The following is a 13645-nucleotide window of genomic DNA, read 5'->3' on the forward strand; positions in this document are numbered from 1 at the left end:
CTGATAAATGGATATCAAAAGCTAAATCGATTGAGGCTAGCAGGGTATGAACGTATGATATATGAAATTGTGTTTAATTTCGAAATTCCTTTAATCATCTTGTTCAACCTCCTTTGCTCTCAAATTTTGCTTTCATAAGGAATTATATCCAAACTATGCGATTTTGTAAACTATAAATTTGAATTTTTATTGCCTAATTATATAAAAGTATTGACAGTAGACAAAACCTGCTCGAATTCACCGGAATTCGAGCAGGTTCTTCATTTCTATTCATTTAAGATAGCATCTAGACGAGAAGTATCAACAAAACCATCTAGATTAGGTTCTTTATCCATAAACTTTAATTCGTAAGAAGCATCAGCCCATGCTTGTAAAGCGTCTGCATGTGTTTCCGTTGTAACAGCCATACGATTCCAAGCCTTTTCAAGGACTGTTTCAGGTAAACGATTTTGAGTTAAGTCGAACAAATGATCGTTAATCGTTGTAAGTGTTTCTTCTGTATTTTCTTGAGTGAACTCTACTGCTTTTTGATGTCCGCGTAAGACAGCATCAACTGCCTCTGGGTTTTCTTCTAGGAATCTCTTTGATGTTACTACGACTACACTTGGTAGAGTTTCTCCTAAAAAGACATTATCCCATTCCGCTACTACATGTGCATTTAACTCTTCAACAAGGTAAGTTCCCCAAGGTTCTGGAGCAGCTGCAGCATCAATTTGTCCTTGTTCAAACATCGCCACCATATTTGCTGGTGCAATGCGAGATTGATGCTCTACTGTACCACCAACACGGTTGGATTCTAGGCCAATTTCTTTTAGCATCATTTCAAGCTGAACGTTATGTGTGCATCCATTACCAGGAGTACAGAATGACTTCCCACCAAAATCTTCAAGAGTTTCAATTCCAGATCCGTCTCTAGCCACGATCAATGTAGCTCCATTAGCAGCAGCACCAAGTACAACAATATCTCCACCGGTTAAGAAATAGTTAATAGCTGGACCTGGTCCGACATAACCGATATCAAGATTTCCAGTTTCAAGTGCTTCAATGAAGTCATTTCCATTAGGGAAGTGAGTATACTCTGCTCCTCTTTCACCTAGTTCATCTTCAAAATAACCTTTTTCTTTTCCAACAATAGCAGCAGCATGATCAAGATTTGGAAAGTAACCAATTCGGACATCACTCTCTGTCTCTGATGTGCCGCTTGTATTTCCTGCACCACAAGCTGCTAATGCTCCAATTACTAAAGCGATTCCTGTTGCTTTAAACCATTTTTTCATATTATTCTCTCCCTTTTTTATCTTTGTGTAATGGTTAGAACATAAGCTAATCCTTAAAGAAAAACCTTTGTATATTCGAAGATGGCAGCGTCTTTGCACATTGCTTAAAATAAAGAAAAAGGTAAAAAACGGGCTTTTCTTTATTTCGCGTATCCCCAGCGAGTTAGAACTTTGCGTTCGATTGGATTAAAAATACAATACTCAACAATTAACCCAATGACGGCAATAATAATCATAATGGCAATAACGAGTTCCATATTAAAGAAGTCTCTGGCGTCAAGCAGTGTTCTACCAAGTCCGCCACGTCCGAGTAATTCAGCAGCCATAAGAGCACGCCAACCGAAAGCCCATGATAATCGAACCCCTGTTAATGCTGAGGGAATGGAGGCTGGGATCATGACACGCCATATTAACTCAGTGCCTTTATATCCCATAGTTCTCGCAGCTCGAATTAATAAAGGCTGCACATTTTTGATTCCCATTCTGACATTCATTGTCATTGGCCAAGTTCCACCTAAAACGATAACAAAAAGAATAGCTGTTGTTCCGCCTTGAAACATGACAAGTGCGAGTGGTAACCAGACAATACTTGGTACAGATTGTAACGCCACAACAAGCGAACCTAACGTTTCATCGGCAAGTTTAGAAGTAGCTAAAATAATTCCAAGAAGGGAACCGATGATGACAGCTAAAGCAAACCCGAGACCAATACGGCCTAAACTTGTCGTAAGAGCGACAGTTAAAATTCCTGTCTCAAAAAATCCCTTATAAAGCTCCACGAAAGAGAGGAGAGGAGACGGAAACATTCTTGTACCAAAGGCATCAAGCCTATATATGATCTCCCATATCGCGATGAGAGCTGTAAAGAAGAGTAGCCTTCTGACTATGGTAATCATCACCCATTTCCTCCTTCATGACTTTTTCAATTTCTCCAGCAAGTTGTTTACTAATATTTTCCTCAATACGCGCAAATGCTTCGTCAGAAGGTTTTCTTGGTCTTGGAAGGGGGACATCAAAGATATTTATGATTCCACCTGGTCTTACACCCATTAAAACAATACGATCTGACAGCAAAATGGATTCACGGATGTTATGAGTAACGAAAATAATGGTTTTTCCCGTTTGTTCCCAAATATATTGGACTTCTTTATGGAGCATGGAACGCGTTTGTTCATCTAGTGCTCCGAATGGCTCATCCATTAAAAGAACTTCCGGATCCATAGCTAGTGCTCGTGCAATGGATACACGCTGTTTCATTCCACCTGAAAGTTCGTGTGGATAGGAATCTATGAATTTGCTAAGATGCACTAGTTTCAGATATTCAATAGCTTTATTTCGTGCTTCTTCTTTGCTATAACGCTTTTTTATGCCAAACATGACATTATCAAGGACTGTCATCCAAGGCATTAAAGCGGCCTCTTGAAACACAACACCTCGGTCAACTCCTGGGCCTTTCACTTCTTTAGAGCCTACTAACACAGTTCCAGAACTTGCTTGATCAAGACCAGCAATTATATTTAGTAACGTTGATTTTCCACAACCAGAGGGTCCGAGCAAAGAGACAAATTCACCAGATTTCACATGTAAGTCAATATCTTCAAATACAGTGTAGGTCGTCTGTTCTGTCTTATTCTCAAACGTCTTACCGACATGGTTTATGTTGACTTCTGCCATTTTCATCCTCCTTATGAATATATAGTAAATTTATAATTCACATCATTTTAGTTGGTTTTAACTTTACTTAGTATATGTAGTAGAAGATTATCTGTCAATACTTAGACAAATGTTCAAGATTTCTCTTGAATCAAAAAAAGTGTACATTTATGAGTGTATTTCGCTTAACATGGTTTCTGACTCTAACTTTGTGGTAAGATAATCCATGTAAATAAGATGAGCGAGCTCTATATTTTCGGGAAGGACAAGGAGAGAACTGAGATGACTAACCAATTAGATGTATTAAAAGCGCTTAGGCAGACGCGTCATGATTGGTTGAACGTTATGCAGTTAATAAAAGGAAACTTAGCACTTAAACGTTATGATCGCATCGAAGAAATTATTGAACAGGTGACGCAACAATCGATTTGCGAAAGTAAAATATCAGAAATACAAGCAACAAGTGTTGTGTATTTTCTATTAACGTATAATTGGTTCAGCAGCAAAATGAAACTAGAAATAGATGTAGCTGGAGAAGTATTTTCATTAGAAAAAAATGAAGTGCATCTTTTGCGATTATGTGAAGAAATTACGGAGAAACTAACAAATGAGTGCACGATAGATACAGAAAATAACTTACTCATAACGTTTTTATTTACGGAGCATAAATGTGAGTTGACATTTGATTTTCAAGGAAAATTACAAAAGAAAGAAGATTGGCCATCATTTTTAAAAAAATGGGAGTCAAACGTAAAGCTTGTGGAAATGAATGAGCACGAATGTGTGTTAACAGCAAGTTTTACGAGAAGTTGAGGTGAAGAGATGTTTGTAGATAAGGTAAAGATATATGTAAAAGGTGGAGACGGTGGTAATGGACAAGTTTCCTTCCGCAGAGAAAAATATGTACCCGATGGTGGACCTGCTGGTGGAGATGGTGGACGAGGAGCGAGTGTTGTTTTTGAAGTAGAGGAAGGTCTGCGTACACTTATGGACTTTCGTTATAAGCGTCACTTTAAGGCCCCTCGCGGAGAACATGGACGTCCAAAGAACCAACACGGAAAAAATTCAGAAGATATGATTGTAAAAGTTCCACCTGGAACGACAGTTGTTGATGATGAAACGGGACAAGTAATAGCCGATTTAACTGAACATGGTCAACGAGCGGTTATTGCGAAAGGGGGACGCGGGGGTCGAGGGAATACTCGTTTTGCTACACCGGTTAATCCAGCTCCTGAAATAGCTGAGAATGGTGAGCCAGGGCAAGAACGAGACGTTATTCTCGAGTTGAAAGTGTTAGCTGATGTTGGGCTAGTGGGATTTCCGAGTGTAGGAAAGTCAACGCTTTTATCTGTCGTATCTGCAGCAAAGCCGAAAATTGCCGATTATCACTTCACGACAATTACCCCAAATCTTGGTGTAGTTGAAACAGAAGATAACCGTAGTTTTGTCATGGCAGATCTACCAGGTCTAATAGAAGGGGCACATGAAGGAGTTGGCCTTGGTCACCAATTCCTACGACATATTGAGCGTACAAGAGTCATTGTCCACGTAATAGATATGTCTGCTCTAGAAGGACGAGATCCTTATGAAGATTACCTCTTAATTAATGATGAACTAAAACAATATAATATGCGTCTGTTAGAGAGACCTCAAGTTATTGTGGCTAACAAGATGGACATGCCTGAATCTGAGGCCAACCTTGAAGCCTTTAAGGAAAAGTTTGAGGATGATTATCCAATCTTCCCAATCTCAGCCATTACAAAGCAGGGTCTACGTGACTTACTTTTAACCATTGCTAATAAAATTGAAGAAACACCTGAATTCCCGCTTCATGAGGAAACAGACGATTCAACACGTGTTATTTACCGTCATGAAAAAGAAGAAAAGCCATTCGTAATTACTAGAGATGATGACGGAACTTTTGTATTATCAGGAGCAGGATTAGAAAAATTATTTAAAATGACTGACTTTTCTCATGATGAATCAATTCGACGTTTTGCTAGACAAATGCGCGGAATGGGAATAGATGACGCCCTTAGAGAAAGAGGAGCCAAAGACGGCGACCTAGTTCGCATCATGAAATTCGAATTTGAATTTATTGACTAGGTACTGTTTCAACAGGGCAGTTTTCCCTGTTGGAACAGTACCGACGCATGGAGCGAAGCCGCTGCAATGTTTTAAACTTTTTCTGAGTGTTCTTCTCAGAAAGAGCGCGCAGCGTGCGGAGCCAATGCAAACTCATGTATGACCATAAAAAATGAATGGTTTCAACAGGGCGGTTTTCCTGTTAAACTAACAGAAGTTTTGACTCGAATGAAACATAAATAGTCGAAAAACTGTCCCTCCAGTAGGGACAGTTTTTCGTTGATAATAGACATTTTTTGAAAAGACTTGTTGTCAAAAAGTTTTGTCAATTTTATAATAGGGTGATAGTGCATCTTGAAAGTAGGTGAATAAAGTATGACAACAAGAAAATCATTTTATTTAGTACGTGAGGATATGCTAACAGATGCAATGGAAAAAACGCTAGCTGCAAAAGAGCTCCTTCAATCAGGCAAAGTAAAAAAGATAAATGAAGCCGTAAATCAGGTAGGACTTAGTCGCAGTGCTTTTTATAAATACAAGGATGGAATATTTCCTTTTAATACAATGGTTAGAGAAAAAATTATTACACTTTCCATTATCTTAGTTGATCGTTCTGGTTCTCTTTCACAATTGCTTGGTAAAATCGCTGAAACCGGTGCCAATGTGCTGACGATTAATCAAACAATTCCTTTGCAAGGAAGAGCGCATATGACATTATCAATTGATACCACGCCGATGAAATTAGAGTTAGATGAATTAATGGATTGGCTAGAAAGTTTGGAATCCGTGAAGAAGGTAGAACTAGTAGGTACTGGTTCTTAGGAGGGAGTCACAGAATGAAAATTGCTTATTTAGGACCAAGAGGAACATTTACAGAAGTAGCGGCAAGGGGGATGTTTGAACAGGGAGAGTTAATCCCGTTTCGTACCATTCCAACCTGTATGGATGCTGTTGAAGCCAGTGAAGTGGATTTTGCTGTAGTCCCGATTGAGAATGCCATAGAAGGGTCAGTAAATTTAACACTTGATTATTTAATTCATAAGCAACGTTTACCTATCGTAGGAGGTATAACAGTTGCAATTGAACAACATTTGCTAATCAACCCTAATAAGGGGACAAAAGAGATTAACAAAATAGTCTCGCACCCACATGCGATTGCACAATGTCATGAATTTTTGCAAAAACAATATCCCAATGCAGAATGGGAGTACATGAATTCTACAGGTGCAGCTGCTCAGTTTGTTAAAGAGCACCCTGAATTAGGCATTGCAGCCATTGCTAATGAAGGAGCGGCCAAAGCATACGATTTGCATATAGCTCATTCAAATATTCATGATTTTCCTAACAATCGAACAAGTTTTGTTGTGTTAAGTAAGAATGCGGAAGCCATCCGTTTTTCAGGACCTTTGCATACAGAGGATAAAACAATGCTAATGGTTACGTTGCCGTCTGATTTCTCAGGAGCTTTACATCAAGTCCTTTCTGCTTTTGCTTGGAGAAAATTAAACCTAACCAAAATTGAATCAAGACCAACTAAAACGGGACTTGGGAATTATTTCTTTATTATTGATGTAGAAGGATTAATGGATGATGTATTAATACCGGGAGTTGTTTCAGAATTACAAGCGCTTGGTTGTGGAGTGGATATTCTTGGAAGTTATCCATGCTACACTCTAGTTAAAAATGAAGCAAAGATGAGATGATTTATAAGAGGGAGCAGCCCTTGCTTAGTAGGTGAAGTTGGGTGGTAATCAAAGAACGGCTCTCTCATTAAATGAACCCCTTGCCTAAAAACAGGTAAGGGGTTTTGTCTTAGTCATTCAATATGAAGCCTTTATCATCTAGTACTTGAACAACCTTTTCGAGTTGATCGTTGTTCTCTGCTTCAATGACGTGTAGATGAACGCCATTTGTTAGCTCTGACAGTAGAGCAGATTGGGTTTTTTCAATATTCGAGCAAAAGTTTTCAACGTCTTGGCGAGTCGTAAGCATGAGGGATGCGGTAATTTCTCCATAGATTGCATGCTCGACAATGACTTGTTTTACAGTAACTCCATGATCAACTAAAATAAATAATTCTTCCTTTGTCTCTTTGGGGGAATGTTTGCAAGCTATGATTCTGCTGACCCTTTGTGTAGGACGAGTTTGAACTAAAATATATCCTTGTGCTGTTGCGATAATAGGGTACTTTTTTGCTTTTAGAATCGAGATATCCTGAACAATAACTTGCCGACTTACGTTTGTTCTTTTCGCTAATTCTCCTCCAGTTAGCGGTTGTTCGCTACTCGAAAGCCATTTAATCAATAAGTCTCTTCGCTCATCTCCGAGAATTTTTTTTCCTTGTGCCACCTACATCATACCCCTTTAATTTCGATCAATAATTGCTTTAGATTGTTGATAAGTTTATAAACTTCTTCCTCTGTTGTCCAGCGTCCGAATGTTATTCTTACTAATTCATGTGCTTCTTCTATGCTGCGTCCTAGGCTCATCATGGTATTAGATGGATGGCTGTCACCTACACGGCAAGCAGATCCTGTTGATATAGCAAATCCTTTGCGACTACATTCTAGCATTACTAATTGCCCTTCAATTCCTTTCATCCTCATACTAATGTGAAAAGGCAATCGGTTCGTAGGGTGCCCCTCAAAATAAATTCGATTCTCTCCTTGAAACGCGTCTAAGACTAATTGTCTGTAATGGGTAAGACGTTTCATATCCTCTGCAACCAATGGGGAATATTCATCAATGGCTGCTGCAAACGCTGCGATAGCAGGGACATCAACAGTACCTGCTCTAAAGCCAAATTCATGAGTTGTGCCTTGAAAGAAGGGTTCCCAATGGGTGTCGCTATTTAGATAAGCTGCACCAACACCTTTAGGGCCATAGCACTTATGTGCAGAAAAACTAGCGCTTGTTAATAAGTGTGTTGGAATAGGAAGTTTACCAAAAGTCTGAACACAATCGCTATGAAAAAGTATACCATTTTCTTGTAATAATTCACCTAAAGATACTAAATCCTGAACCGTTCCAATCTCACTATTAGCATGAGCGATCGACACTAAAATGGTATCTTCTGAGAGAACTGAACGTAATGAATCAGTCGAAACTTGTCCATATTCATTAACAGGTACATGAATGATGTGAAAGCCATGGTCTTTTAAATACGACATGGTTTGATGAACAGAGTGATGTTCACCAGCAGTTGTTATAATGGTTTTACCTTTATGCTGATTAGCAAAGGCTAATCCCGATAATGCAAGAAAGGTGGCCTCTGAACCAGAACCAGTAAAATAAATCTCATTTTGTCTTACAGATAATAATTCGGCAATCGTTCGCCTACTTAAGGATAACACGTCATCACTTTCAAGCCCTTCCCTATGCAAACTACGACTGTTCGCAAAGAAATCAGTAGCAACTTGATTGTATGTTTCTAAAGCATATGAAGACATAGGTGTGGTAGCACTATAGTCAAGATAAATCATCTCATTATCCCTCCTTTATCGATCCAATTAATTCCTTAATTAAATGTTAAAAACCGCTTGTCACAATTCTTATTTTATGTAAAGATAGGTGACAAGACAACTGTAAATTACATGGGGGAATGAAAATGGCTGATAAAACAGTAGATGTTATCGTCATTGGTAGCGGTATTGCTGGCCTTATGACAGCCCATTTATTAGCTGATCATTTAAATGTGATGATTATCACAAAGTCTAATGCGGAAACAAGTAATTCAAGCTGGGCGCAAGGGGGGATGGCAGCTGCGATTGGCCCCCAAGATCATTGGCAGAAGCATTTGATGGATACGATCAAAGCAGGGCAAGACCATCATAATTATAATCATGTCGAAATCCTTGTAAAACGAGCACCTGAAATGGTGAAGAAGTTAATAGAATTAGGGGTTCCGTTTGACAGGAAAAGTGATGGTAGTCTTCTTCTGGGAATGGAAGGAGCTCATCAAGAAAGGCGTATCGTTCATGTTAACGGAGATAAGACGGGTGAGGCTTTTACAAAAGCTTTATTAAATGCTGTTAAAGATAGAATAACGATTCTTGATCATACACACGTATACGAGCTCATCTTAAATAATGGACGCGTAATAGGTGTGAAAACGAATAAAGAAATGATATATGCAACAACGGTCGTTCTAGCTACCGGTGGTTTAGGGCAACTGTATAAGCACACTTCAAATGTGAAAGAAGCGACTGGAGATGGCTTTGCATTAGCGTATCGCGCAGGAGCGGTTCTTAGAGATATGGAATTTATCCAATTCCACCCAACCTTGTTAGCGGATAGAGGATCCGATGCTTTTGAATTAATTAGTGAGGCTGTTCGAGGCGAAGGAGCAAAATTAATTGATGAAAAAGGGAATCGATTAATGGAGAAACATCCAGCTAAAGAATTAGCTCCTAGAGATGTAGTTAGTAGAGAGATTCACAGAGCTTTAAGAAGCGGGAGGAAAATATATCTGGATTGTAGAGATATTAATCATTTTTCCAAAAGGTTTCCAGGACTCGCAGGACGGTGTAGGGCATTGCGGATTAATCCGAAAGACGTTCTCCTACCGGTAGCTCCGGGAGCACACTTTATAAGTGGGGGAGTTCAAACAGATACAGTTGGGCGCACATCAGTAGATGGATTATTCGCTGTAGGTGAAGTAGCTTGTACTGGAGTTCATGGGGCTAATAGGTTGGCTAGCAATTCATTATTAGAGGGAATGGTTTTTGCTGAACAAATGGTTACACATATTTTGTCACATTCTCAAACCACGTATGCACCTAATCTATTATTAGTGAGAATGAATGAAAATGAAGATCCAAGTGGGGATTTGCCTAGTAAAGAAGAAATTCAAATACAGATGACCCATTTAGTTGGAATAGAGCGGAACAATGAAGGGTTGCAACAGATGAAAAAATGGCTAAAACCATTTGTAGAAAAGGCTAGCAGCATCTATAACAGTGATAACAGTGACTTGGTAGAGCGTAAAAATATGATAGTGATCGCCTCATTGATAACAGAGGCTGCTCTTTTTAGAACAGAGAGCCGAGGAGGACATTATCGTACCGATAATCCAGAGCGGGACGACAATAAGTGGATGGGGCGTTATTTGCTTATTTCTAAAAAAGACGGTTTGACGACTGTGACTAAAAGGAAACAAACGAAAATCGTAAGCACAAGCTTGTAGGGGGAGAGAGAGTGAATAAATTAATGTTAAGAAACCAGATTGAGCATTTTTTTATTGAGGATCTAGGTGAAGTAGATATTACAGCGGAATCTTCTATTGCATCTAATGCAAAAGGAAAAGCCTATATCAAAGCTAAAGAAGATGGTGTCATGGCAGGGATGGCTCTCTTGTCTGTAGGCTATCACATATTAGATCCGACCATTACGGTAACGTGTCATATTGCCGATGGAGAACTATTTCGAAAGGGTGACGTCATAGCCAGTATGGAAGGAAATGTGATCCAACTTTTGGCGGGTGAAAGAGTTTTATTAAACCTTTTGCAACGTATGTCTGGTATCGCAACCATGACCACGAAAGCCATAAGTGCATTAGAGGACAAGAGCATACGTATTTGTGATACAAGAAAGACCACGCCCGGACTAAGAATGCTTGAGAAATATGCGGTATGTTGTGGTGGTGGTTTCAACCATCGTAGAAATCTAAGTGATGCAGTACTTTTAAAAGAGAACCATCTAGTTGCTGCGGGAGGAATACAAAAAGCTGTAAATGCAGTACGAGAAAAAATTGGCCATATGGTAAAAGTTGAAGTGGAAACAACAAATGAACGAGAAGTACTTGAAGCAATAGAAGCTAAGGTCGATGTGATCATGTTTGATAACGCAACTCCAGAAAAAATTAAAGAATATGTAAAACTGGTACCAAGTGGAATTACGACTGAAGCCTCGGGGGGAATTAACCTGGAATCTCTACCTTCTTTTAATGGTTGTGGTGTTCATTATATTTCTTTAGGTTGCTTAACACATTCTGTCAAATCCATCGACTTGAGTTTCTTATTAGAAGGGGAGGCATATTAAATGAATTTTCTAGAAAAAGTAGCTACACTTGATCGATTACCTGAAATGTATAGAGAAATGTCAAATGATGAAAAACGTGAACGGATCTATGAAATAAAGCGTATTTTAGGCAATCGGTTATTTATTCCCGGTCATCACTATCAACGAAATGAAGTCATTGAATTTGCTGATGCTACAGGAGATTCTCTTCAGTTGGCGCAACTTTCAAAAGCAAATAGAGACGCTGAATATATCGTCTTTTGTGGCGTTCATTTTATGGCAGAGACGGCTGATATGTTAACAGCTAATAATCAACACGTTATTTTACCAGATCTTAAAGCTGGCTGTTCTATGGCTGATATGGCAGACATCGCTCAAACGGAGAAAGCATGGATTGAATTACAAAAAGTCTACGGGGACACTATTTTGCCGTTAACATATGTGAATAGTACAGCTGCGATCAAGGCATTTTGCGGAAGAAATGGTGGAGCAACCGTCACATCGTCGAATGCAAAAGCGATGGTTGAATGGGCATTTACTCAAAAACAAAGATTGTTATTTCTCCCTGATCAGCATTTGGGCAGGAATACTGCTTACGATCTTGGGATAGAATTGCATGAAATGGCTATTTGGGATCCAATTAAGCATGAACTTGTTTGTGAAGGTCCAATCGAAAATGTGAAGGTGATCTTATGGAAAGGGCATTGTTCTGTCCATGAGAAATTTACAGTTGCCCAAATTGAAGAATTAAGGCTTACATCACCAGAAACAACGGTCATTGTTCATCCTGAATGTACATTTGAAGTTGTGCAAGCTTCCGATATGAATGGATCAACTCATTATATTATTGAAACGATCCGAAAAGCGGCACCTGGTACTTCGTGGGCTGTTGGGACGGAAATGAATCTAGTTAACCGCTTAGCGCAACAACATCCTGATAAAAAAATCTTTTCTTTAAATCCGACCATGTGTCCTTGTCTAACAATGAATAGGATTGATCTAGATCATCTTCTTTGGTCTTTAGAAGAGTTAATGGTTGGAAATCTTCATTATCCAATTACAGTTGATGAAACAACAACTTTAGAAGGGAATTTGGCACTAAAGAGGATGCTTGATCGTCCTTCTTGAGTGTAAACAGAACAAAATATGCAAGAAGGTAAAACGGGAGTCATATACATGTTTACTTTCGAGGCCAAAGAAAGGTAAGAATCCTTTTTCTTTGGCCTTTTTTATTCTGATTAGGCATAAACCTATTTTTTCCGACATAAGCTGTGCTGAGACCCTTGAATTATTAGTCTTTCCTTGATTTTAATTAACTTTAATTAGGTAAAGTTGCGTGTCAATTCGCCTACAGCCACATAGGATGTAAAGAACGGTTTGAGGAGGGGATGTAAACGTGAAAATTCATATTGTACAAAAAGGTGATACTCTTTGGAAATTAGCACAAAAATATGGAGTCGATTTTGAGCAGTTGAAGGCAGCCAATACTCAACTGTCGAATCCAGATATGATAATGCCTGGAATGAAAATTAAAGTGCCAACAGGAAGTGTGCCAGTTAAGAAAGAAGCACAAGTTAAAGAACAACCGAAGAAAGAAGTTCAAATAGCGCCGCAAGTAAAAGAAGAGCCGAAAATGGAAATGCCGCAAATACCACATATGGAAATGCCAGTTATGCCACAACAAATGATGCAACCAACTAAAAAGAAAATTGACGTGAATACCTATCAGACAAATGTAAACTTTTATGCACCTCAACAACAGGCGAAACCAAAACCAAAAATGCCGACCGTTCAAAAACCACCTGTGTCCAAGAAGGTTGAACCGAAAAAGGAAATGGTTAAACCTAAAACAGAAGTTAAGCCTATCAAAAAGGAAACGTATGCACCTAAACACTATGCGCCCAAACAACCAATGCCGCAAATGAAACCAATGATGCAACCACCAATGCAAATGCCGCCGCAAATGCCGCCGCAAATGCCGCCGCAAATGCAACCGCAAATGCAACCGCAAATGCCGCCGCAAATGCAACCGCAAATGCAACCGCAAATGCAACCGCAAATGCAACCGCCAATTTGTCCGCCTGATCATTTAAAACCAATAAGTCCATTAATGCCTGGGTGTGGACCAACACCACAACAAGCATTTTATCAACAACCAATGCAACCATCTTTTCAACCATATCAAGAGCCAATGCCACATTTTCCACAGCAACAGCCAAGTTATCAGCCAGACCAGTCACAGATGCCTTTCTATCCACAACAGCAGCAACCAATGATGCAACCACCTTACCAAGCACAGCAACAAATGCCATACTTTCCAACAAGTCAAATGCCGATGCAACAAGCGATGCCTCATCAGTCGCAACCACAATTTCCTGGACAGACAAATGATTGTTGCGGACCTTCTCATCAGGTAACATATGGACCAAATGGTCAAATGATGTCGGCTCAGGATCCATTTTTCATGCAAGGCTATCATGAATCAGATGATTATGATGATTAATTCAAGATAAAGTGTTACCGAAGAGCCATCTAACATAGATGGTTCTTTTGTTATGGAATCAAAACCAAGAACTAACAGTGTAAAGAACCATTGATGAAGCCATGATAAG

13 protein-coding genes are annotated in these 13645 nt (G+C 39.2%); 8 read left to right on the forward strand and 5 right to left on the reverse strand.

Translation table 11 applies throughout. The features are described from left to right. Positions 1-266: 266 nt before the first annotated feature. From PQ474_RS12905 to PQ474_RS12915, 3 genes are all read right to left on the reverse strand, one after another. Positions 267-1277, reverse strand: coding sequence for an aliphatic sulfonate ABC transporter substrate-binding protein (locus tag PQ474_RS12905; protein ID WP_273843853.1), 1011 nt, complete (start codon positions 1275-1277; stop codon positions 267-269). Positions 1278-1417: 140 nt separating this feature from the next. Next, a complete protein-coding gene (locus PQ474_RS12910) occupies positions 1418-2173 on the reverse strand; it encodes an ABC transporter permease (protein ID WP_273843855.1) in 756 nt (251 codons plus the stop codon). Beyond that, positions 2106-2951 (reverse strand): ABC transporter ATP-binding protein, encoded by an 846-nt coding sequence (locus PQ474_RS12915; RefSeq protein WP_273843858.1) that lies wholly within the window; start codon positions 2949-2951, stop codon positions 2106-2108. The genes PQ474_RS12910 and PQ474_RS12915 overlap by 68 nt, the downstream gene beginning before the upstream one ends. Positions 2952-3212: 261 nt before the next feature. Here PQ474_RS12915 and PQ474_RS12920 point away from each other — a divergent pair, with 261 nt between their 5' ends. From PQ474_RS12920 to pheA, 4 genes are all read left to right on the forward strand, one after another. Further along, positions 3213-3743, forward strand: a complete 531-nt coding sequence (locus tag PQ474_RS12920) for a Spo0B C-terminal domain-containing protein (protein WP_273843859.1) — start codon at positions 3213-3215, stop codon at positions 3741-3743. Between the two features lie 9 nt (positions 3744-3752). Continuing rightward, entirely contained in the window at positions 3753-5036 is a 1284-nt protein-coding gene (gene obgE, locus PQ474_RS12925) for a GTPase ObgE (protein WP_273843861.1), read from the forward strand. A 354-nt stretch (positions 5037-5390) separates the two neighbouring features. Continuing rightward, positions 5391-5837, forward strand: a complete 447-nt coding sequence (locus tag PQ474_RS12930; protein ID WP_273843862.1) for an ACT domain-containing protein — start codon at positions 5391-5393, stop codon at positions 5835-5837. A 14-nt stretch (positions 5838-5851) separates the two neighbouring features. Beyond that, on the forward strand, positions 5852-6718 hold the full coding sequence (gene pheA / locus PQ474_RS12935) for a prephenate dehydratase (RefSeq protein WP_273843864.1): 867 nt from the start codon (positions 5852-5854) through the stop codon (positions 6716-6718). A gap of 109 nt (positions 6719-6827) precedes the next feature. Here pheA and PQ474_RS12940 read toward each other — a convergent pair whose 3' ends face one another. Further along, a complete protein-coding gene (locus tag PQ474_RS12940; protein WP_273843867.1) occupies positions 6828-7364 on the reverse strand; it encodes a transcription repressor NadR in 537 nt (178 codons plus the stop codon). 5 nt (positions 7365-7369) lie between these two features. Beyond that, the gene (locus PQ474_RS12945) at positions 7370-8497 is read right to left on the reverse strand and encodes an IscS subfamily cysteine desulfurase (protein WP_273843871.1); all 1128 of its coding nucleotides are present in this window, start codon (positions 8495-8497) and stop codon (positions 7370-7372) included. Positions 8498-8622: 125 nt separating this feature from the next. Here PQ474_RS12945 and nadB point away from each other — a divergent pair, with 125 nt between their 5' ends. The 4 genes from nadB to safA all read left to right on the forward strand — a co-directional run bounded on the left by nadB (position 8623) and on the right by safA (position 13536). After that, a complete protein-coding gene (gene nadB, locus PQ474_RS12950) occupies positions 8623-10200 on the forward strand; it encodes an L-aspartate oxidase (RefSeq protein ID WP_273843873.1) in 1578 nt (525 codons plus the stop codon). A gap of 11 nt (positions 10201-10211) precedes the next feature. Beyond that, entirely contained in the window at positions 10212-11054 is an 843-nt protein-coding gene (gene nadC / locus PQ474_RS12955) for a carboxylating nicotinate-nucleotide diphosphorylase (RefSeq protein WP_273843875.1), read from the forward strand. Then, the gene (gene nadA / locus PQ474_RS12960) at positions 11055-12161 is read left to right on the forward strand and encodes a quinolinate synthase NadA (RefSeq protein ID WP_273843877.1); all 1107 of its coding nucleotides are present in this window, start codon (positions 11055-11057) and stop codon (positions 12159-12161) included. A gap of 268 nt (positions 12162-12429) precedes the next feature. Further along, positions 12430-13536 (forward strand): SafA/ExsA family spore coat assembly protein, encoded by a 1107-nt coding sequence (safA, locus tag PQ474_RS12965; protein ID WP_273843881.1) that lies wholly within the window; start codon positions 12430-12432, stop codon positions 13534-13536. Positions 13537-13645: the final 109 nt, after the last annotated feature.

Origin of the sequence: Halalkalibacter alkalisediminis (assembly GCF_028610705.1) — a bacterium.
Taxonomy (GTDB): domain Bacteria; phylum Bacillota; class Bacilli; order Bacillales; family Bacillaceae_D; genus Halalkalibacter; species Halalkalibacter alkalisediminis.